Origin of the sequence: Streptomyces sp. NPDC026589 (assembly GCF_040638385.1) — a bacterium.
Classification (GTDB): Bacteria; Actinomycetota; Actinomycetes; order Streptomycetales; family Streptomycetaceae; genus Streptomyces.
This window is the reverse complement of the sequence record NZ_JBEZYG010000036.1, coordinates 1-21,920: the sequence shown is the minus strand read 5'-3', so window position 1 is coordinate 21,920 and position 21,920 is coordinate 1. Positions and strand designations below refer to the sequence as shown.

Annotated in this window: 16 protein-coding genes; 10 read left to right on the top strand and 6 right to left on the bottom strand. The window is 66.6% G+C overall.

Annotated elements, in window-relative coordinates:
• Positions 1–19: 19 nt before the first annotated feature.
• Entirely contained in the window at positions 20–3,859 is a 3,840-nt protein-coding gene (locus AB0F29_RS37960) for an amino acid adenylation domain-containing protein (RefSeq protein ID WP_361882484.1), read from the bottom strand.
• A 535-nt stretch (positions 3,860–4,394) separates the two neighbouring features.
• Between AB0F29_RS37960 and AB0F29_RS37955 the strand changes: the two genes are divergently transcribed.
• From AB0F29_RS37955 to AB0F29_RS37915, 9 genes are all read left to right on the top strand, one after another.
• Entirely contained in the window at positions 4,395–5,660 is a 1,266-nt protein-coding gene (locus tag AB0F29_RS37955; protein ID WP_361882481.1) for an MFS transporter, read from the top strand.
• A gap of 25 nt (positions 5,661–5,685) precedes the next feature.
• Positions 5,686–6,261 (top strand): thioesterase domain-containing protein, encoded by a 576-nt coding sequence (locus AB0F29_RS37950; protein ID WP_361882478.1) that lies wholly within the window; start codon positions 5,686–5,688, stop codon positions 6,259–6,261.
• Between the two features lie 3 nt (positions 6,262–6,264).
• Entirely contained in the window at positions 6,265–6,429 is a 165-nt protein-coding gene (locus AB0F29_RS37945) for a hypothetical protein (RefSeq protein ID WP_361882475.1), read from the top strand.
• 64 nt (positions 6,430–6,493) lie between these two features.
• Entirely contained in the window at positions 6,494–7,531 is a 1,038-nt protein-coding gene (gene gntD / locus AB0F29_RS37940; RefSeq protein WP_361882472.1) for a guanitoxin biosynthesis L-enduracididine beta-hydroxylase GntD, read from the top strand.
• Between the two features lie 70 nt (positions 7,532–7,601).
• Positions 7,602–11,312: an amino acid adenylation domain-containing protein gene (locus AB0F29_RS37935; RefSeq protein ID WP_361882469.1), complete on the top strand. Its 3,711-nt coding sequence runs from the start codon at positions 7,602–7,604 to the stop codon at positions 11,310–11,312.
• Entirely contained in the window at positions 11,309–12,547 is a 1,239-nt protein-coding gene (locus tag AB0F29_RS37930; protein ID WP_361882466.1) for a cytochrome P450, read from the top strand. Before AB0F29_RS37935 ends, AB0F29_RS37930 begins: the two co-directional genes overlap by 4 nt.
• 267 nt (positions 12,548–12,814) lie before the next feature.
• Entirely contained in the window at positions 12,815–13,849 is a 1,035-nt protein-coding gene (locus tag AB0F29_RS37925; RefSeq protein ID WP_361882463.1) for a transposase, read from the top strand.
• Complete coding sequence (locus AB0F29_RS37920) at positions 13,846–14,430, top strand: transposase (RefSeq protein ID WP_361882548.1); 585 nt, start codon at positions 13,846–13,848, stop codon at positions 14,428–14,430. Before AB0F29_RS37925 ends, AB0F29_RS37920 begins: the two co-directional genes overlap by 4 nt.
• Positions 14,431–14,523: 93 nt before the next feature.
• A complete protein-coding gene (locus AB0F29_RS37915) occupies positions 14,524–14,730 on the top strand; it encodes a hypothetical protein (protein ID WP_361882460.1) in 207 nt (68 codons plus the stop codon).
• Here the strand turns inward: AB0F29_RS37915 and argB are convergent.
• The 5 genes from argB to AB0F29_RS37890 form a co-directional block, all read right to left on the bottom strand.
• Positions 14,727–15,647 carry an acetylglutamate kinase gene (argB, locus tag AB0F29_RS37910; protein WP_361882457.1) on the bottom strand — a complete coding sequence of 307 codons (921 nt, stop codon included), beginning with the start codon at positions 15,645–15,647 and terminating at the stop codon, positions 14,727–14,729. The two genes, AB0F29_RS37915 and argB, sit on opposite strands and share 4 nt — an antisense overlap.
• A gap of 8 nt (positions 15,648–15,655) precedes the next feature.
• A complete protein-coding gene (locus AB0F29_RS37905; RefSeq protein WP_361882454.1) occupies positions 15,656–17,224 on the bottom strand; it encodes an AMP-binding protein in 1,569 nt (522 codons plus the stop codon).
• 16 nt (positions 17,225–17,240) lie between these two features.
• Positions 17,241–17,894 carry an FMN-binding negative transcriptional regulator gene (locus AB0F29_RS37900; RefSeq protein WP_361882451.1) on the bottom strand — a complete coding sequence of 218 codons (654 nt, stop codon included), beginning with the start codon at positions 17,892–17,894 and terminating at the stop codon, positions 17,241–17,243.
• A 2-nt stretch (positions 17,895–17,896) separates the two neighbouring features.
• A complete protein-coding gene (locus tag AB0F29_RS37895; RefSeq protein ID WP_361882448.1) occupies positions 17,897–19,189 on the bottom strand; it encodes a SidA/IucD/PvdA family monooxygenase in 1,293 nt (430 codons plus the stop codon).
• Positions 19,190–19,450: 261 nt separating this feature from the next.
• Positions 19,451–20,185, bottom strand: a complete 735-nt coding sequence (locus tag AB0F29_RS37890; protein ID WP_361882445.1) for a methyltransferase — start codon at positions 20,183–20,185, stop codon at positions 19,451–19,453.
• A 641-nt stretch (positions 20,186–20,826) separates the two neighbouring features.
• On the opposite strand from AB0F29_RS37890, the gene AB0F29_RS37885 reads away from it, so the two are divergent.
• Positions 20,827–21,646 (top strand): IS5 family transposase gene (locus AB0F29_RS37885; protein ID WP_361882442.1). Its coding sequence is split into 2 segments (ribosomal slippage): positions 20,827–21,168 and positions 21,170–21,646, totalling 819 coding nucleotides; the frame shifts between segments, so codons are not numbered across the junction.
• The last annotated feature ends 274 nt before the right edge of the window (positions 21,647–21,920 follow it).

The window sequence follows — 21,920 nt, the reverse complement described above, 5'->3', positions numbered from 1 at the left end:
CCGTCGCGGCGTTCCGTCTCTACAGCGCCTTGGCCAGCGGCACGGCGGGGTTATCCAGAAGTACCTGGAGCAGTTCGCGCAGTTCCTCACCGATGCGCGCGGCGCTGCGCGCATCGAACAAGTCACTGCGGTAGCCGATCGACACCTCGGCCGTCCCGGCCGACTCCGACTCCGGGGTGAGGAAACTGAAGCAGAGGTCGAAGTCCGAGGCATTCTCCGCCATCCGGAGATGCCTTGCGGCCTGCCCCTCCTGGACAGTGCTCTTCTGTCCCGTGCCGGAGATGACCGTCTCGACCAGCACGTCGAAGAGCGGATTGCGGCCCTCCTCGCGCGGGAGGTCGAGCTCGTGTACCAGCCGGTCGAAGGGAAATTCCTCATGCTCCTGTGCGTCAAGCGCGGTCTGCAGGACCGCGTCCACCAGATCCGTGAAGCTGCCTTGGGAGTCAAGGCTGGTACGCAGTACCACCGTATTGACGTACAGGCCCACTTCACGGGCCAGATCCGGTGTGCCACGCCCGGCGACCACGGAGCCCAGTGGCACGTCGGCGGCGCCGGTGATCCTGTACAGCAGAGCCCGCACGGCCGCCACGTACACCATGAACGGGGTCGCACCGCTGAGCACCGACAGGTCACGGACCGCACCGGTCACGCGCTCCCCCAGGTCGATCCGGGCGGAGCCGCCCGCGTTGCTGCGCCGCGGGCCCGGGGAGCGGTCCGAAGGCAGCGCGGGAGCCGACCCGAGGCCTGCCAAGGCCGCCTTCCAGTACCGGGCGTGCTCCTCGCCCCGTGCACCGGACAGCCGCTCGTCCAATGCCCGGGAATGGGCGAGATAGCCGGCCGTCCTGGGCAGCCGGGGTGTCTCACCGCGTTCGTACGCGCGGGCGGCCGTCAGCAGGTCGCTTACCAGTACGCTGTACGACCAGCCGTCGTTTACCGAGTGGTGGATGTTGAATAACAGAACGGGCGGCCGCCCGGTGGTGGTGAGGTACCGCAGCCGCATGAGTGGACCGGTGGCCAGGTCAAACCGCCAGCGGGCCTCGTACGCGCGAGCGCGGGCCAGCGCGGCATCGAATGCCTGCGGTTCGACTCGCTGTACGCGAGGCCTCACCCGATGCCTGCCCAGCGGTATCACGACCTGCCACAGCTTGGTGGAGCCCTGCTCCACCGGCATCTCGAACAGCGTGCGCAGCGCTTCGTGCCGGTCGACCAGAAACTTCACCGCGGCTTCCAGCGCGGCCGGATCCACCGGTCGGCCCAGCTCGTAGGCCTCGACCATGTTGTAGGTGCGGATCTCCTCGTGGTCGAGCGACTCCAGCAGCCACATCCGTGCCTGGGCGTTGGTGGCCGCCCATTTCACCTCGCGGGTTCGGTCGACGGTCTCCGTGACCCGCCCCGCCTCGGCGGCCCCGGGCCGTCCGGTGCCGCGCCCGGTGCTCTGCCGCAGCGCGGCCGTGAGCGCCGCCGGGGTACGGGCGGTGAAAACCTGCCGGAGGGACAGTTCCTGACCGAGCGGGCCCGCGCAGAGCGCACCGACCAACTGGGCCGCGGCCAGGCTATGGCCGCCGGCGGCGAAGAAGTCTTCTTCCTCGGAGCGGGGCCTTCTGCCGAACACCTTCTCCCAGGCGACGGCCACGGCCTCGGCGAGTTCGTCGGAGGGGGCCCAGCGATCCGCTGGCTCGGCCTCGGCCTCGGCAGCGAGGGCGAGCCGGTCGGTCTTCCCGTGCGGGGTACGGGGCAGCTCGCCCACCTGCCGCAGGATTCCTGGGACCATATGCCGGGGCAGCAACTCGGCCAGTGCGTCACGGACGGCCTCGGGCGCGATCAGAGTGTCCGCAGTGTACCAGGCCGCGAGGACCAAGCCGTTCGCACCGAGGGCGCGGGGCAGCACAACCGCCTCACGGATGCCTTCCAGCTCCACGAGCGTCTGCTCAACCTCACCCGGCTCGACCCGGTTCCCGTGCAGCTGGATCTGGTCGTCCATGCGGCCGAGGAATTCCAGCGTCCCGTCGACGTTCCAGCGGGAGAGGTCACCGGTCCGGAAGGACCGGCCGATCCCCGGCAGTGGGCACTCCACGAATCTGGCGGCGGTGGCCTCGGGAGCTGCCAGATAGCCCGGCGCCACCGCTGGCCCGACCAGGTACATTTCACCAGGGACACCCACCGGTGCCAGGGTCCCTGTCGGTGTCAGCAGCAGCACTCCGTAACCGGGCATGGGCCGGCCGATAGGTGCCGCCGCCAGAGCGACCGCCTCAAAGCCCCGGCAGACGAAGGTCGTACAGGCGATGGTGGCCTCACTCGGCCCGTAGAGGTTGGCGAAGGTGCCGATGTGCAACCTGCCCTGGGTGCGGGCCAGCAGGCCGCGCGGGACCGCGTCCCCGCCGAGCAGCAGGTACGGCAGCTCGATTCCGGCGTCCTCCGGCAGGATCTCGAGCATGGTCGAGAGCAGACTGGGCACACAGTTGACCATGGTGACGCCGAAGGTGCGTAGCCGCTCCCAGAACGCCATCGGTTCTAGCTCGTCCGGGGCCCCGATCGCGACCAGCGCGCCTCCCACGTCGAGTGTGAGGAAGATCTGGTAAGTGGTGGCGTCCGAGGAGATCGCCGAGAGCAGCGCGCAGCGGAGTTCCTGGTCGACGCCGAGCAGCTCCGCCGAGACGACTACCTGGTGGCTGATCTGGTCGTGTCGCAGTATCACCGGATGAGGCGATCCGGTCGAGCCGGAAGTGAAGAAGACGACGGCGTCGTCCCGCGGGTGAACGCGGGGCAGGACCGGAACCGGGCTCGACTCTCCGTCGAAGTCCGAGGCGCCCAGCAGTTCGCCGGGCTGAACAGTTGGCAGTTGTCCGTTCGCACCGACCACGCCAATGACGAGCTTGGCCGCGCTGCCTTCGAGCAGGTTCTGGATCCGTGCGGCGGGGTGCTTGGGGTCTATCGGGACGAAGGCGGCTCCGGTGCGCAGCACGGCGAGCACTGCGAGCACCAGTTCGGCCCCGCGCGGCAGAGCCACCGCCACCCGGTCGCCCCGGCCGATGCCGTGTACCTGGGTCAAATACTGCGCCGCCCGGCGGGAACGGTCCGCGAGTTCGCCGTGCGTCCACTGCGACGCCCCGTCGACCAACGCCGTCCGGTCCGCACCGCGTACGACCGAGGCGTCGACGAGGCTGAGCAGGGTCCGGGGGGCGAACCGGTCGGGCAGGGGAAGGCCGCTCCACATCTCCAACTCGGCACGCTGGTCAGGGCCGAGTACATCGACGGTCCCGGCTGACTGGTGCGGGTCCGCCACGACGGCGGCCAGCACCACGGCCAAGCAGCGTGGAAACGCCGCCATGGCCGCGGGGACCAGGCCTTGCACTCCGGTGACCTCCAACCGCACCGCGCCGTCCGCCGTCAGATTGCCTTTGACGAGCACTTCGGCAGGGGTCGCGAGGCCGGCCCCGAGGTACGCGCCCTCCCAGGAGACGGCCAGTTGGGCGACGGCTGCGCTATCCGCCCCGCCGACGGCATCGAGCCGGGCGACCAGGTCGGCCCGGTCTTGCCAGGCGAAGTCCGCCGCAGTCGCCAACTCGTCCTGGAGAGCGGTAAGGAAGCCGCTCACCTTGGTGTCCGGGGTCAGACGCGTACGCAGGACGACCTCACCGGCACCGGAGAACGCCGGCGCGGGGCAGAGCACCGCGAGGTCGTCCTCGGCACCGAAGGCCGCCAGGGTCAGTCGGGTGGCGGCGAGAAGGAGCAGTTGAAGACCTACCGGGTCGTCACTACTCAGATGCCGCAACACCGCGGCCTGCTCCGGCGGCATGCGTACCGCCTCGGGCGCGGGGACCTTGGCCCCGCCCACCGCGAGCAGTGGCTCACGCTTCATTCCGCGCAGGGCAGTGAGCCAGTGCACTCGGACCGCAGCGTTTTCCAACAACGATTACCCCCTGGAAGGCTCCCCTACTCGCCCACGTGCCGCTCGATCAATTCGAATCGCACAGGCGGTATGCAAGGGAGGTATTGGGTATCACAAGCCTTTTTCAGTGAACGCCGAAGCGGAAAGGGTCGGAGCCCGGACAACGCTGCCGGATATACGTCAACGGGCAGTCATATTCTCTGTGAACAAACCGGAGTTGACACTCAACGACAAATAATCAAAACATAATGACCATCCGCCGTCAATGTGACCCAGATCACAGCCCCTGAGAATTGAGGTGTTCATCGCAATACGGTTAGGGTTGGGAGTCTCGCCCCGGCCGGGTCGCCAGAATGCCGGAATGCCGAACCGACAGATCATGCTGACACCTGGATTGCGACCGCGGCCAGCGCGCGTCGGTGTCGTTGGGGATGAATTACAAAGATGTGACCGGCCGGATATTTGTGGCCGAAAAACATCCACACCCCCGGGAAAGAGGAGCTGAGTGAATTCACTCCAGTTATTCCGCACGAATCCGGCATTCGGTCGATACTGGTCCGCCCGTTCGGTCTCCCTGGTCGGTGACGGCGTGGCTGCGGTCGCGCTGCTCCTCCTCATCACCGGCAGCGGGGCGGGCGCCACCGGAGTCGCGACCTTGCTGCTCGCCCAGGCGGTCCCACGGTTCTTCGGACCGATCGCCGGAGCTCTGCCCGACCGCTTCGAGGTCAAGCGGCTGCTGATCCTCGCCGAGCTGGGGCAGGGCGTCATCTTCATCGCCATCGCTCTCGTACCGACCCGGGTCGCGCTACTGGTACCACTCGTCGCGCTGGCCTCCGCGCTTGCCACCATCTTCGGCGCCGCAGGCCGCACCGTGATGCCGCGGCTGGTCGAAAAGTCCCAGCTGATGCCCGCGAACGCCTGGATGGGCACCGCGTTCAATCTTCAGGCCGCCGTCGGACCAGTACTCGGCGGCGCTCTCGCTGCGGCCTTCGCGCCCCGCGGCGCCCTGCTGGTCAACGCCGTCACCTTCTTCATCGGCGGCGCGCTCATGCTGGGCATGCCCAAGATGGAGCCCCACGCTACGGACGGCGGTACGCGGCCCGGATTCCTGACCGGAATCGGGGCGGGCATCGCCTTCACCTGGCAGCACCGGACGGCTCGGGCGATCTTCCTGCTTCTGCTTTTCGGAATCATGTTCGCGTCACTGGACAACATCGCCCTGATCTTCCTGGCGCGCGAACTCGGCGCTGGCGCACTTGGCTTCGGCCTGCTCGGCACCGGTTCAGGCGTCGCCATGGTCGCCGCTTCGCTATGGCTGACCCGCCCCACCGCGAACTTCTCGCCTGTGGCGCTGCTGGCCAGCGGCTGGATCATCGCCGGCCTGGGGATCGCGTTGACCGGCGTGGCGCCGATCCTGGGCATCGCGGTGGCAGCGCAGGCTCTGGCCGGCGTGGGCAACAGCATCGCCTTGATCGGCGAAGAGACACTCCTCCAGAAGAGCGTCCCACCGGACATGCTGGGTCGTGTGGGAGGCGCCTTCTCCTCAGCCGCCTTCGCCGGCAGTGCGCTCGCGTACGCGGTCGGCGGATTTGTCGTCTCGGCTGTCTCCCCGAGGACCGCGCTGGTAATCGCCGGACTTGGCCTGACGGCGATCACCCTCCTGTGTCTGCCCGCGCTGCGCCACGGCACAGCAGGCAAGGGCAGCAAGTCCGAGGTGGCAGCCCACCACGACGACTCTGCCCTCGACGCGCCTTCCTCGCCGTCGGCGTGAGCGTCGCCGTCACGGACCAGAGGGGGTGGCGGTGACCGGCCCCGAGCCGTGGCTCGTCTCCTGGAACACACCGAGGACGGCCCGCACCCTCCTCCTATGCCTGCCGCACCCCGGCTCGGGCGCACAGCAGTTCAGGCACTGGCCAGAGTCGCTCGGACCACGCGTCGCACTGCTCGCGGTCCGGATCCCAGGGCGGGAGAGCCGCTTGCAGGAGCTACCGGCCACCAAGATGAATGAGAATCCCGGGCAGTTGATCCCGGCCCCTTCCGCCCGGCGCGATCTGTGGTACCTCTGGGGACACAACATGGGAGCGCTGCTCAGCCATGAAGTGACGGTGGCCTTGGGCACCCATCAAGGCTGGCCCAGACACTTCATCACCTCGGCGCCCCGGGCCCCACACCGGCAGTCCCACGGCAGCGGGTCGGCCGAACTCGGTGACCACAAGTTGGCGGCTCAGCTGATCGCTCAGGGCTCTGTCCCTGTGTATGTCGGGCGCACGACGGCTGGTCCGGTTCTTCACCCGGCCATTACAAGGCGGCCTGGCTGTCCGCGGCGGCTACGTCCCTGCCCGGTCGAGGGCTGGCGGGAGGAGGCGGATTAGGGGGTGGCACACGTTCGCATCCAAGAGTGGAGCGCCTGTTCGGCGATCGGCACCATGGTGCACGCCTTCGCCGGTGGCTACCTCTACCACGCTACGGACACGCACGCCGTCATCCATGAGCCTCGTCGGACCACCGCCGACGTCGACGCGTCGGCGACGCCAGGCTAACCGCACGGGTCGCCGCGAGGAGCACTCACCACCGAAACCCACGGTACGAAGCCAAGAAGGAGTCATGGCGACCATCACAGATACCAACAGCCAGACCGTACTCAGGCTGACCACGGAAGAGGCGGCGCATACCGCCGAACTGGTTCTGGACCTCTCCGGACACTTCTGCGCCGCGGACGATCCTGAACTAATGCAGGAGGCACCGCTGCTGGCCGCTCAGCTCCCGCCACGGGCACAGCGGTTCCTGCGCGCCTTCGCCCTGGACCAGTCGAGCGGCTTCTGCACCGTCAGCGGACACTTGGTGGACGACGGACGCATCGGCCCGACGCCTCCGCACTGGAAGGACGAAGCGCGACCGCACCATGAGTTCCCGGAGGAACTGCTACTGGTGCTCTACGCCGCTCTGCTCGGCGAGCCCTTCGGCTGGGCCACTCAACAGGACGGCCATCTGGTCAACGATGTGTTCCCGATCAAGCAGTACGAGAACCAACTGCTGGGCACCGGAAGCCAGAAGGCTCTCACCCTGCACACCGAGGACGCCTTCCACCCTTACCGGGCCGACTACATCGTCCTCGCCTCGCTGCGCAATCCGGACGCCGTTCCTGTCGTCGTGTCCGAGGCCGACTTCGGTGAGCTCTCCCGGGCGGACCTGAACGTCCTCCACGCCGAGCGGTTCCACATTGTTCCCGACAGTTCCCATCTGCCGAAGAACAACACAGTCCGGGACGCGGCGGACCAGCTAGTCTTCGCGAGCATTGAGCAACTGATCAACAACCGCGAACCGGTCTCCGTACTGTTCGGCTCGCACTCCGATCCCCTACTCCGCTTCGACGCCACCCATATGACGGCGGTGGAGAACGACGAGGAGGCGGCCCGGGCCTTCGCCCTGGCAAACGACCTCCTCGACCGGGCGCGTCAGCCCTGCCCGCTGGGACCGGGCGACTTCGTCTTCCTGAACAACCACCGGGTCGTGCACGCGCGCAGCTCCTTCGCCGCCCGCTACGACGGCACCGACCGCTGGCTGAAGCGGATCAACGTCACGCACGACCTGCGCAAGTCGCTCAGCCTGCGCCGGACCGCCACCCCCCGGCTGATCGGCTGACCCACCCGTCCGTTCCGCTCGACCACGGGTCGGCGACGCCTCCACCAGTACACCTGAGAGGACACCCGCAATGACTTCCGACGAGCCGACGACCCGCGCTCAGGACGAACCGGCCAGCCTGGATCAGACCATGCTGATCACCGCTGCAGCCGCGGTGCTCGGCCACTTCGACGGCGACGCCGACCAGGAGCTGACAGTCTGGCACAACGGCTCGGCCGCCACGTTCCGGGTGTCCACCACACCTGCGGCGGTGTCCGGTACCTTGCTGGAAACCGCTCGTACGGCGCTCTCCCGGACCGAACCGACCCCGATCGAGCAGGCCACCCGGGTGATCGACCTCTCCGGAGACTGCCCCGAACTCCCCGAGGCGGACCTCCTCGTCCGGCTCGGAACAGGCGGCGAGGGCCCCCGACTCACGGTCAGCACGGGTACCGCGTGGTCCCGCGCCGCGACTCCTGTGCGTCTCGCGGAGATGATCGTCAGGGTCGCCGGGTTCCTCGCCGACCCCGGCAACGCCGACGCTCCCCTGGCCCGGCTGCCGTTCCTCACCGCCGACGAACGTCGCCTGCTGGTGGTGGAGTTGAATGACACGGTGGGAGAGGTATCGGATCGAACGGTGGCCCAGTGGCTGGCCGACCTCGCCGACGAGGACCCGCAGGCACCGGCCGTGATCACCCGCGACCGGGTGATCAGCCGAGACGAACTGCGGCAGCTGGCCCGCCAGTTGGCTGACAACCTGACAAGTGCCGGGCTCCGCCAGGGCGATTCGGTCTACGTCTGCCTGCCCCGCTCCGCGGAGCTGGTGGTCGCCTGGATGGCCGTTTTGGGGATGGGTGTCGTCTGCGTCCCAGTGGACCCCGCCTACCCGCCACACCGCATCGCGCAGATCGTCAGCGCGGAGCGGCCGACTGTGATCACGGTGCCCTCGACCGCAGACCTTCTCCCGCAGGCACGTCAGATCTCAGTGTCCCTGGAGACCGAGGACGGCCGTCCGGCCGAGCCGAATCCCTGGCCGGCCCAGGTTCCCCCGGACTCGGTGGTTTACGTGATGCACACGTCCGGCTCCACCGGCGACGCGAAGGGTGTGGCCATCCGGGAGATCGGCCTGCGCAATCTGATGTACGTCTCCGCACGACAGTTCGGACTCGCCCCTGGCCGGCGTTCGCTGAGTCTGGCCAGCCCTGGATTCGACGCGTCCGTCTGGGAGCTGCTTGCCCCCCTGTATGCCGGCGCCGCTGTCGTCCCCTTCGACGACCCGATGATCTCTGCCGACGGACTGGCCTCATGTGTCCGGGCCACCAGAACGGACACCTTTTTCCCCTTCTCCCCCCTGCTGGCGCGCCTCGACCCGAAGGACTTCCCCGACATCCGTACGGTAATCACCGCAGGCGAGCTGTTCAGCCAGGAACTGGTCGACCGCTGGCAACCGGGCCGCGACATGATCTACGCCTTCGGGCCCACCGAGGCAACGGCGCTGCAGTCCTGGCACTACTGCCGTGCGGGCTCGGATGAACCTGCTCCCACGATCGGGCGGCCAATGTCCAACCTCCGTATGTGGCTGCTCGACCCGTGGGGCGGGAACGCCGCACCCGGCGCCGTCGGCGAGCTCTACATCGGCGGGCTCGGCGTCGGCGCGGGCTACGTCGGACTGCCGCGGACGACCGCGGAAAAGTTCGTGGTCGTGCCGGAACTCGACCCAGACGGAACGCTGTACCGAACCGGGGACCTCGCCAGTTTCCGCCCCGACGGAAACATCGACTTCCGTGGCCGGAGGGACAACCAGGTCAAGTTACGCGGTTTCCGCGTCGAACTCGGCGAGGTCGAGACCGTGCTCGCCAGGCTGCCCGGGATCGACACGGCTATAGCCGTGCTGCACGAGGCCACCGGCGAGCGCTTGCTGGTGGCCCATCTCATCCCGCTGCCGGGCGCGGAGCTGCCGTCGGCCGCCGAACTGCGCGAACATCTCGCCGCCGTGCTGCCGTACTACATGATTCCGAGCGCCTTCGTGCCGCTCGTCCAGGTGCCGTACACCCCGAACGGGAAGATCGACCGCGCGGTACTGGCTGCCTGTCCGCTGCCTGATGCGCCTGCCGGGACAGTGTCCGCCCCGGGTGCCGACGAGGAGATGCTGACCGGAGTCCGTGCCGTCTTCGCCACCGTGCTGCGCGTTCCTGAGATCGCACCCGACCAAGACTTCTTCGTCGCCGGCGGCCACAGCCTCGGCGTCGCCGAGATCGCCGCCAAGCTCAAGGACCGCTACCAGGTCGAGGTCCGCGCTCGCGACCTTTTCGAATGCCCCACCCCTCGCACTCTCACAGCCCGCATCGCCGAACATGTCCCCGCCACCACGGCGGGCACGAGGGCCGGTGCTGGCGACGAACTGGGCCTGCTGCCCGTCCAAGCCTGGCAGTGGCTGCTCCAGCAGGCCCGTCCCGAGGACGAGGCGGCCTACAATGTCCCCGCCCTGTTCACCTGTGGCGGCGACCCCGATCCGGCCAGGCTGCGCCAGGCACTCGCCGCCCTTCAGCTGCGCCACCCGATGCTGCGAGCGACGATCCGCGGGGTGAAGGGCGTCCCGCAGGTGGCTCTCGACGGTCCGGAACTTCCGTTGGAAACGCTGGATCTCCGTTCACAACCGGACCCCGAGGCGGCCCGCGCCGAGGCCGTACGCGTGCGGTCCAACCAACCGTTCGACCTTGCCGCTGGTCCCGCTCTGCGCACGACCCTGCTGCGCCTGCCGGGCCACCGAGACGAGCTGCTGACCGTAGCCCACCACATCGTGTGTGACGGACCGGGCATCGACGTACTCGCTCGCGATCTGGTCGCGGCGTACGAAGCGGCCACGCCAGTGGGCGAACCGCAGAGCTCGGCGGTGGTTGCCCCGCTGACACGTGACCCGTTGCGGGTCGGCCACACCGAGTCGGCGCTGCTGGACGAGGGAGCTTTCGACTGTCAGCTGGAGCAATGGCGACAGCGGCTCCTGCCGGCTCCCGCGCCGCTGCGGCTGCCCGTCGATTACGCGCGGGTCCACCTCGGCGGGCGCCGTACCTCGGCGATTCAGGTCGAGCTCGGCCAGGACATCACGCAGAGGCTGCGTGATATCGCAAAGCAGGCGCGCACCGGACTGGCCGCTCCGCTGGCCGCCGCGGTGGCCGTCCTCCTGAACCATTCCACCGGGCAGGACGACATCTGCGTCGGTACGCCCGTCAATCTGCGCGGCCAGCTCGATCTGACCGAGCACGTCACCAACTGCGCAAACACGGCGGCGCTCCGGCTCCGGCTCCGGCCGGGCTCCTGCTCCAATCTGATCGGCGATGTAGCCGAGCTGATGCATGAGGCGATCGACCAGGCCAGGTTTCCGTTCCACCGGCTGGTGGCCGGGCTCGAGGTGCGGAGCGAGCCGTTGCGCAACGCACTCTTCGACGTTTTCGTCACCTGTTACAGCCAGAGCGAGGCTGGCACTGCACCCGGTCTGACACTGTCCGGCCGCGTCGTACCGCTGGACTCGGGCCTGTGCGACCTGTCCTTCCAGGGCTGCGAGCACGCGGACGGACTCACGCTGATCCTCCAATACGACCGCGATCTCTACCGTGAGGACACCGCGCAGCTCTTGCTCGATCAGTGGCGGCTCGGGCTTGCCGAGTTGTCCAACACTCCGGAGACCCCGTGGTCCCAGCTCAGCCTGCGAGCACCGACCGAGGAGTCCGCCTCGCGGCTAACAGGGTTCGGCGGTTTCAAGTTCGGACCTCCCACCGACCTCTCGACGGGGCAGAGCCTGTGAGCGGCACACTCCCGACCGCACCCGAGCGATCACCGGTCACCGAATTGGCGAGCGTGAACCTCGCGGATCCAATCGTCCACGCCGAGCACGACCTCGCTCCGATGTGGGAGAGGCTGCGCGCCCGGGAGCCGGTCGCCCGGCATGACCATGTCCCGGGCCAGCAAGGCTTCTGGGTCGTCTCCCGGCATGCCGACGTGATGTCCGTGTACCGGCAGCCGGACTTCTTCGGTTCCACCGAGGGGAACGTCATGGACACCTTGCTGCACGGCGGTGATTCCTCCTCCGGCCGGATGCTCGCGGTCTCCGACGGCGAACAGCACCGTGGAATGCGCCGGACAGTCCAGCATGGTTTCTCCGCCGAGGTCCTGGACCAACTGGGCCACTCGATCCGTGCGGCCACCGGGAAGCTGCTGGCGCAGGCCGTGGAGCGCGGCTCGTGTGACTTCGCCAAGGACGTCGCGGCACATATCCCGATCGCCGCCATCTGCGAGCTGCTGGGTGTCCCGGCGGCGGACAGCGCGTACATCATGGGGCTGTCGAACTCCGCACTCGGTTCGGACGCACCGGGTCAGACCCAGCGGGACGCGCAGCTCGCACAGAGCGAGATCCTGGTGTACTTCGCACAGCACGCCCGGAAACTGCGTGGCTCTCCGGGCAATGACCTCGTCAGCATGCTGACGACCAGTGAGGTCGACGGGCGGCCGGTGCCGGACGACGTGATCGTCTTCAACTGCTACTCTCTCGTCCTCGGTGGCGACGAGACCACCCGGCTGAGCATGGTCGGCGGACTGCTCGCGCTGATCGAACACCCGGAGCAGTGGCAGCGGTTCAAGAACGGCGACATTCAGGTCGACCGACTGGTCGAAGAGGTGATGCGATGGACCACCCCCGCCATCCACGTGGGCCGCACAGCACTGCGGGACACCGTGTTGGGTGGCCGGAAGATCGCCGAGGGCGACGTAGTGACTCTGTGGAACTCTTCGGCCAACGTGGACGAAGAGGTGTTCACCGACCCAACAGCTTTCGACTGCTCTCGCTGGCCGAACCGGCACGTGAGTTTCGGTTTCGGCCCGCACTTCTGCGTCGGTGCGCAGCTTGGCAGGCTGGAGCTCGAAGCCCTGTTCAGCGCAGTGCGGGTGGAGGTGTCGCGGGCCGAGCTCAGCGGATCGGTTGGCAGATTCTACTCCAACTTCCTGAGTGGGATCAGCAGTCTCCCGATCGTCCTGCACCGCTGACAGCGCGGGACGGGGCGGTGGGTGACCGGCCCGCCGGCCCCCGCGAGCCCGACAAGATTGGCAAGGCCCTGAGCTTGACTCTTTCGGGGATCTTGGAGTTTCCCGGTGCGGCAGCACGATCGACGGGGCATGCTCGGATAGTTCCGCCGACCGATGCAGCTGTCGAGGTGCCCGTTGTCCCTTCGCCCCCGTTCCGGTGAGCAAGTTCCGCCTCTGACTGCGCGGATCGCGCGGGCGAGCAACCCGGCTGGTACAACGGCGATATGGGTGCGCGATCGGCTGGATGGGCTGTGGTGCGACGAGGACTTCGCGGACTGGTACCCGCGTGACGGGCGTCCGGGTCTCTCGCCTGCTCAACTGGCCACCGTCTGTGTGCTGCAGTTCTTGCTCGGTCTGTCGGACCGGCAGGCCGCCGAGGCGGTCCGCTGCCGCATCGACTTCAAGTACGCGATGGCCATGGAGCTGGATGACCCCGGCTTCCACCACAGCGTGCTGGCCGATTTCCGCGACCGTCTCGCCGAAGATGACCGCGCCGACCGCCTCCTCGACCTCGCGCTGACCCGCCTCAAGGAGGCCGGACTGGTGCGCGAGCGCACCACGCAGCGAACCGACTCCACCCACGTCCTGGCCTTGGTGCGCGACTTGACCCGCCTGGAGCTGATCACCGAGGCGGTCCGCGCCGCACTCGAAGAAGTCGCCGGCACCGCCCCTCACCTGCTGGACGAACTGGTCGACGAGGACTGGGGGCGCCGCTACGGGCGGCCGGTCCGCCTGGGCAAGAACCCCACCAGGCCCAAGACCAGGATCCTTGCCACCGGAAGTGATGCTGTCCGGCTCCTGGAACACCTCTACCAGCACGGAGCAGCCCGCGCGTCCGGCCCTCGCGTCCAGGCCCTGCGCCAGATCATCGTGCAGAACTACCACCATGACACCACAGGACACCTGCGCTGGCGCACCGCCGAAAAGGAAGACGGTCCCGGACTGCCGCCCTCGTCCCGGGCGATCGTCTCCCCCTACGACACCTCGGCCCGCTACGCACGCCATGGACACATCATCAGCTGGAAGGGGTGTACCGCTCACCTGACCGAGACCTGTGCTCCCGACAGCCCCAACGTGATCACGGACGTGGCCACCACCGCGGCCACCACCCACGACAGCAAGGTCCTGCCCGGCATCCACACCCGCCTGGCCCGTCGCGGACTGCTGCCCGCCGATCACCTGGTCGACGCTGGCTACACCTCCCTGCCCCACCTGGAACAAGCCCCACCCGTGACCACCAGGTCACCGTCTCCGGGCCGCTGAACAGCAACCCCACCCGCCAGCACCGTCGGAACGAGGGCTTCGCCCGGGACGACTTCCACATCGACTACGACCGCCAACAGGTCACCTGCCCCCAGGGACAGGTCAGCGCCGGCTGGCACGGCCCCTACCCGACATCCTCACCCACCGCGGCTCCGCTGATCGGGGCCAGGTTCACCAAGAGTCAGTGCCGCCCCTGCCCAACCCGCGCGCAGTGCACCAGCACCGCAGACAGCGCCCGCACGGTGGGCTTTCCCCCGCGAGAACTCCGCGATCTGCAACTCCGTGTCCGAACAGAGCAGCAGACGCCCGAATGGAAGGCCCGCTACGCGATCCGCTCCGGAGTGGAGGGCACGGTCAACGAGTTCGCCCACGGACACGGCATGCGACGCTGCCGCTACCGAGGACAGGGGAAAGCCCACATCCAACACGTCCTGACGGCCATCGCCGTCAACATCGAGCGCCTCAGCAAACTGCCACCTGCTGAGGACGCACCTGCACCCCGCCGACCGACTGCCTTCCAGAACTACCTCGACCAGCGCGAGCTGCCCCGACTGAAATCCTGGCGAACCCTGGGCACCTGACCTCGACCACTCCAAGATCCCCGACAGAGTCAAGCCGCTGCGGCCGGCGGACGTCACTGCAAGACCCGCGAGAAGACCGCCGCCCGGATCGGCGTGATCGCCGCCAAGCGCCGCGTCACGTCCTGCCAGCGCTGGACCGTCACCGAGAACGAACAAGGCATCCCCGCCGTGGCGTGGCACTTCGGCCAGAACGTGCTGGACGTCGGTGTCCAACTCCACCTCCTTGATCTCCTCGACACCGCCATCAGGCAAACTCGCTGCCACAGACCTGAAACGGTGAATGGCGAAGTCCGGGCCTAGTCAGGCACCACAGTGGTGCCCACGCCCTCGTACGTCGAAATCGACAGCAGGACGGAATGATGGACGCGGCCGTCGATGACGCGGGCGCTGCCGACTCCGTTCCGCACCGCACGCAGGCAGCCCTCCATTTTGGGGACCATGCCACTGGAAAGCCCGGGCAGCAGACTCTCCAGCTCCTTCGCCCTCAGTTCGCTGATCACCTCGTCGCTCTTGGGCCAGTCCTCGTAGAGCCCTTCGACATCGGTCAGCACCATCAGTGTTTCGGCTTTCAGAGCAACGGCGAGCGTGGCGGCCACTGTGTCAGCATTGACGTTGTAGACGTGATGGTCGTCGGCGGAGCAGGCGATGGAGGAGAAGACCGGGATCCGGCCGTCCAGGAGGAGCGCCTCGACCGCACCGGTGTCGATGTCCGTGATCTCGCCGACACGGCCGATGTCGACCGGCTCTCCGTCGATCTCCGGTCGGTGCCGGGTCGCGGTGATGGTACGGGCGTCCTCACCGGTCATGCCGATGGCGAGCGGGCCGTGCCGGTTGAGCAGCCCGACGAGTTCGCGCTGGACCTGACCGACAAGCACGCCCCTCACGATATCCATGACTTCGGGAGTGGTGACCCGCAGCCCGGCCCTGAACTCGGTGACTATGCCGTACCGATCGAGTGCGGCATTGATCTGCGGGCCGCCGCCGTGCACCACGACGGGCCTGAGGCCAGCGTGGTGGAGGAATGCTATATCCTCGGCGAAGGACGCCTTCAACTCCTCGTCGACCATGGCATTGCCACCGAATTTGATGACAACGGTCTTGCCTCGGTGGCGGGAGAGCCACGGCAGGAGTGCCGCGAACGGCACCCGGACCGGGAGCACCACCTCATCGGTGCCGTCTCTCAACACCTCGGACGTCTTGAGATCCCTCGTCGTCATCCGCGCTGCTACGAGAAATGCCGCAGCAACGACCCGGCGACCTGGTCCCGATCGATCTTCCCGCTCGGTGAACGGGGGAGCGCGTCCACCACGGTGATCGACGTCGGCACCGAAGCCGCGGGCAGCACATCCGCGAGCTCGGCCATCAGTACGTCGGAATCCACCGGCACCCCATCCCCCTTCACCATGATGACCGCACGCAGCGTGCGAACCCCTTCCTTCGCCTCGATCGCGACACATACGGCTTCGACCACTCCGGTCTGCTCCAGCAGCCAGGCGTCCACCTCCAGCAGATTGACCCGGACACCACGGATCTTCACGTCCTGGTCCATCCGGCTGAGGAAGTACACAACGCCTCCCCCGAACCGGACCATATCGCCGGTTCGGAAGGCCCGAGTATGTCCCTCGGGTGTCGGCTCGAGCGTGATGTACCGCTCCCTGTTGAGGGGTTCCTGGTTGAGATAGCCCAGGGAGACCGGGAGTCCGGCCACCAACAGCTCGCCCACATTGGGTTCCGCCGGATCCAGCGGATCGATCAGCAGCTCACAGCCCGGCAGTGGGGTTCCGATCGGCGGCAGCGAGGGCCAGGCGTCGCTGGGCCCGTCCAGAATATGAGCGGTGACCATCGCGGACTCGCTCTGCCCGTAGTGGTTGTTCAGCCGACAGTCCGGCAGCCGCTGGAACAATTCGCGGATGGTGGGCGTGCAGACGACCTGCTCCCCTGCTGTGTTGATCTCCGACAGCGCCAAATCGTCAAGGGAGTCTTCCACCGAGGCTGCCACCGCCAGCATGTTCAGCGCGAGGTAGGGCAGGAACAGTCGCTCGATCCTGTGCCGGCGGAGCCAGCTCAGCAGCTCGAAGGGGTCTCGCCTTAGACTCTCCGGTAGGACGAACAGCGTGCCCCCGCCGCAGAGGGTTCCCAGCACCTCCTGGAACCAGACGTCGAAGTTGAGCGGTGCGAACTGGCCGGTGCGCAGATCCGTCCGGCGCGAATGACTGACCTGCCAGGCGGCCATGTTGTCCAGGCAGCTGTGGGGGACTGCCACGCCTTTGGGCCATCCCGTGGTGCCGGAGGTGTAGATGACATAGAGAGGCCGTTCAGGTCGGCAGACTGCGGGTCGGCTGTCGCGACCTGCGAACGGGACCGGCTCACCAGGGCGGGGCGGCTCGGGTATGCGTACAAGCGTGGCTGTGGTTTCGAACGTGGGCCCGTCCCCGGTGTACAGCAGGATCTTTGCCGCACTGTCCTCGAGCATGTGCGCGAGCCGTCGCGCCGGGTACTCAGCGTCGAGGGGCACATAGGTGGCTCCCATGGACGCCGTTGCCAAAAACGCAGCGACCACAGCGGCACTGCGTGGTCCCGCCACCGCGACCCGCTCTTCGTGCTCCACCCCGTGCAGGGTCAACACCTCGGTGATGGCGTGTACCCATGCCGCCAACTGGGCGTAGGTGAAAGTCATTTCCTGATCGACGACAGCGACAGCCTCGGGCTGGTCCGAGGTGATCCGTCCCCATGAATCGAGGAGGCAGTCGCGGGACGCCGCACCGCCCCATAGAGTCAGCGGCTCGGTGAGCACGTCGTTCCCCTTCTCGTCAGGCATCATGATCAACTGGCAGGGTGAACTCATGCATCAGGGAGGCCAGTTCATGGGCGCAGCCGGTTTCCACGTCGAACCGGTCGGCAACCCTTCGCTGAGTCCCGATGTCCTTTTCCTGACTGAGCTTGAACATCGCTTCCACCGAACGCACTTCGAAACGGAAGGCACCGACAGCGGGGCCGATCGTCCGAAAGTAGTCGAGCGACTCTTCCATTTGCCAACCGTCTCCGAAGGTGCGCTCGAACGCGGAGACTGTCGACCGGACGACATACAGTGTCTCCTCGAAGTCGGTGATGGGACGCAGTGTCCCTTCGATGTGCACCGCGACAAAATTCCAGGTCGGTGCCGCCGGCACCGTATCGTAAACAGCAGGACTCACATAGCCGTGCGGCCCGGAAAAGACCAGTTTCGCACTCATGGAATCGAAGAGAGAACTCCAATGAGAATTTGCTCGATTCATGTGCCCGAACATCGATGCGCCCGCCAGTTCGTCGGCGACGACATCATCATGGGGTGCAAATATCACGGGCAGATGTGTCGCGAACGGCACCGCAGGGCCGTTTGTCGCCAGAGTGGCGAGTGGGTACCGCTCCATCACATGCCGGATCTGCCTGCGATCTATGGCTTTATAAACCGGAGGAACATGCATGCCTACCTCTTGAGAATCGAGTCGGTGATTTCTCCGGACCGAACAGCGGTGTTCGACAGCAGACCGGCCGCCAGACCGTGGGAGTGCTCCGAACTCGCTCCGTGCACGTAGATTCTGCAGCGCATCATGTCCGACGTGACGACCCGGTAGTCCCGATCGAGTACGAGTCGGCCGTGGTCGTCGCGCCTACATTCCGGAAGTACGTCCCCTAGTATGGTCATCGGGTCACTCGGTTCGTAGCCGGTGGCGCAGACAACACCGTCTGCTTCGATCACTTCGGTCACGCCTGTCGCCAGGTTCTGGAAAGTCACCCGCACGCCGTCCGGGTGTTCTTCCACCGAGACAAGTCGCGACATCTTGCGGATTCGCAGCCGCTGCAGCCCGAGAACGCCTTCCTGATAGCTCGTTCGGTACAGAGTTTCGGCGAGATCGAGGTCGACGACCGAGTAGTTAGTATTCCCGTGGTAGTCCAGAAGACTCTGCTTCACATCGGGGGAGGCGGAGAAAAATGCGTCAACAGCCTCTGGGTCGAATATCTCGTTGACGAACGGGCTGTCGTCGGCGACGCTGTACCCATATCGAGCAAACACTGCGTTCACTTCAGCGTCCGGGAAAGTGCGATGCAGGTATTCGGCGGCCTCTGCGGCACTCTGGCCCGCACCGACCACGACGAAACATTTGGGCGCACCATCCATTTCTGCCACCCGGTCCAGTAATCTTGAGCTGTGCCAGACCCTCTTCGACTCTTCGACATCGGTCGGCAGACGCGGAACAAGACCGGTGCCGATAGCGACGTTGCGGGCACGACGTACGACAGTTGATTGCCTCCCATCGACTGTCACGCGGACCTCTACGTCGAGATATTCCGAGAGGCCGTCCTCGATCACGGGGGTGAGGCGGACGACCTCGGCACCGTAGGACACAAAGGAATCGAATTGCCGGGCAACCCAGTCGAGATAATCGTGAAACTCCACGCGCAGCGGAAAAAGAGTCTTGCTATTGATGAACCTGACCAGCCTGTTTTTGACTTTGAGGTATTCTGTGAAAGTGTAACGGCTTCTGGGATTACGCATGGTGACTAGGTCCTTGAGGAACGAGACCTGCATGGTCGCACCCTCGATCAGCATGCCGCGATGCCAACCGAAGACGGGTTGCTTCTCGAAGAACTCCATGCGCGTACCTGGCGACTCGGACTCGAACGCGGAAGACTCTTCGAAGGATATCGCCAATGCCAGATTAGAAGGACCAAAACCGATTCCAATTAGATCCACTACAGATGAGCCCCGAGGTAACATACAAAAATCGACCTTCCATTCCTGCGTATGCCGACCGGGCTTTCCACGTCAGAGATGCGCCCCGCACTCGAGAGCCTACCCACGTCCAAAGCCCCCTGTACAGGGGGCCGAGCCAAGGGAGGACGCCCCCGAACACAGTGTTGCTCGGACCACGACAAGACTTCGCCGAACAAATGCCGCGAGCAGTTTTACATCTACACATTTGTTCGTAACTGTGAAATGTGAAGTCCAGCCCGCCCAGTTGTCCGGTCGGCAAGGGGCCTAAGAGGTACGGCGAAGTACCAATGTGAGGAAGCCCCAGCAGCTGCGGTAATCGCGCAGCCATTCCGACCGGTGGGTAGACGCCTTGGCAAGGGCCATGGCGCTGTTCGGGTCGTCGGGATGGTCCAGAGCCCACTTCGCCAGAGATCCGGTCCAGTTCCACTCGTAGTCGTCGAGCTCCTGGCGGGTGCTGACGTGTCCGTACACAGACATCCAGCCACGGCGTTCCACGAGTTCAATGGTGGTCGCCAAGTCCTCGCAGTCGCCGAAGATCCCACGGGCCTCGGGGCTGGGTTCCCCCTCCCAGAAGCCGTCACCGACGAGAACTCGCCCACCGGGGGTGAGGTGCCCGTGCATGGCGTCAAGGGCGGGCAGGAGGCCGCCGAAGGCATGGGCGGCACCGACGCAGAACACGGCGTCGAAGGGCTGGGGAGACGTGAACTTCGTCGCCCTCCGGTGGTGTAAAACAAGCCGGTCCTCGACGCCCAGGGCCGTCGCCCTCTCGCGGGCCCGGGCCAGGGGAGGTAGGGAGATGTCAACTCCCTCCGCCGTGACGCCCGGATGGGCGGCCAGCACCGACAGGAGCCAGGCCGCATCACCGCAACCGAGGTCGAGTACACGCTCGTCCCCCTGGTACACGGTCCGGCGGAGCAGTTGGCGCGCGGACTCGTCGTCGACCGGGTTCGAGATGGCGTGATCGACGTGGGCCAACTCGTAGACCAGTTGTGGATTCATGGCGCGTGGTCCCTTCGGGTGAGGTCGCCGGCTGTGCCCCGCCCTGGAACTCGGGTCCGCCGACGAACTGTACGAACTGTGCCGATAGGGGTCGAACGAGGAAGCGGCCGTACGACGTGGGCCTGCGGCCCTCGGCGAGCCACAGGCACACCGGCGACATTGGTCCGGCCCAGTTGGCGGTCGGCGCGTCGCAGCGGACCCGGAACGGTCGCCTGTCCTGCACCACACGCTTGGCTTCCTCGATCCAGCCGCCTTCGTCCACGCGGGTCGTCCGGCCGCCGAATGAGATCGTGTGTGATTCGCTTGAAACGATAATGAAGCGATCCAGGAACAGCAACACCCCTGTGATCTAGTCAAGTTCAATGGCCTGTATTAGTACGAGGGCAGTGTGCGCCGGCCATGGTCCCGCAGCCGGTCAGCATGATCCAGCCGCGTGCGCTTCGGCAGCGGCCACTGACCGCCGAAACCCGACCGGGCTCTTCACAGGATCTCGACGGCGGAGTCACGCACTTCACGGGGGCCGAGACGCACGGGCGAAGGCCCCGGAAACGGGTTCTCCTCGCCCAGTAGTCGATGCGGACCAAGTATCCTCAGCTCACTAAGGCCGTGTCCTACGTGGTGAGGCGGTCGTTGGGCCCATCATGGGTCGGGATACGTGGAGTTGGATTGTTCCGGACGGACTGTGGGAGATCGCGAATCCGTTGATCCCGCCGTCGAAGGTGCGGCCGCAGGGTGGCGGCACGCAGGACACGCCTGATGAGACGGTGTTCGCGGCCATCGTCTACGTGCTGGTCAGCGGCTGTGCCTGGCGCGCGTTGCCGCCATGCTTCGCGATATCGAAGTCGACGGCCCATCGCAGGTTCGTGATCTGGTCGCGGGCCGGCATGTGGGGCCGACTGCACAAGGAGATCGTGCACCGGCTCTACGACGCCAGCCTGCTCGACCTGTCGCGTGCAGTCCTCGACTCCGCCCACGTGCGCGCTAAAAAAAGGGGGCGAACACACAGGCCCGAGCCCCGTGGACCGAGGCAAGCCGGGCTCCAAGATGCACGTCCTGTCGGACGCAAACGGACTGCCCCTGGTCGTCGGTGTCTCCGCCGCCAACGTCCACGACAGCCTCGCGCTGAAACCCATGGTCGCCGGTCACCAAACGAGAAACGACCCACACCGCGGCCGGCACTTCAAGCCTCAGCGTCTTCACCCCGACAAGGCGTACGACGTTCCTCACCTGCGCAAATGGCTACGCGGCAAGCGCATCGGCGTCCGCATCGCACGCAAGGGCATCGAGTCCAGCGAACAACTCGGCCGCCGAAGGCGGGTCATCGAGCGCACCATGTCCTGGCTCACGGGCTACCGCCGGCTCAACCACCGCTACGAACGAAATCCCCGCAGCTACCTGGCCCTTCTCGGCCTCGCCGCCGCCCTCTGCTGCTACAAGCGACTCATCCGCCTCACCACGTAGGACACGGTCTAATACTCCAGCCGGACTTCGGTGTATGTCCTGGTCAACGGCTTGAGCGTGGGGATTCTAGCGGGGTGGTGCCGGGTGTGGGGCGGGTTCGCCCGGCCTGTCCCGCGAAGGAGTGACCGCGCCGTGTGTAGTGACAGCGGCGGGGACAGCCATCGCATGTGATCGATGACGTACCCGCCTCCGCGTGGGAACAAGAGCTGGAAGAACTCTTCTTGCGGATCGGACACCGCTTCCCCCGCGTCGAGCCCAGACGCCGGATGCGGGA

What these genes read in the sequence shown, in the direction of transcription:
- argB (WP_361882457.1), bottom strand. Translation starts at nt 15,647, where the DNA reads ATGACGACGAGGGATCTCAAGACGTCCGAGGTGTTGAGAGACGGCACC.
- gntD (WP_361882472.1), top strand. Translation starts at nt 6,494, where the DNA reads ATGGCGACCATCACAGATACCAACAGCCAGACCGTACTCAGGCTGACC.
- AB0F29_RS37890 (WP_361882445.1), bottom strand. Translation starts at nt 20,185, where the DNA reads ATGAATCCACAACTGGTCTACGAGTTGGCCCACGTCGATCACGCCATC.
- AB0F29_RS37900 (WP_361882451.1), bottom strand. Translation starts at nt 17,894, where the DNA reads ATGCATGTTCCTCCGGTTTATAAAGCCATAGATCGCAGGCAGATCCGG.
- AB0F29_RS37960 (WP_361882484.1), bottom strand. Translation starts at nt 3,859, where the DNA reads ATGAAGCGTGAGCCACTGCTCGCGGTGGGCGGGGCCAAGGTCCCCGCG.
- AB0F29_RS37895 (WP_361882448.1), bottom strand. Translation starts at nt 19,189, where the DNA reads ATGTTACCTCGGGGCTCATCTGTAGTGGATCTAATTGGAATCGGTTTT.
- AB0F29_RS37935 (WP_361882469.1), top strand. Translation starts at nt 7,602, where the DNA reads ATGACTTCCGACGAGCCGACGACCCGCGCTCAGGACGAACCGGCCAGC.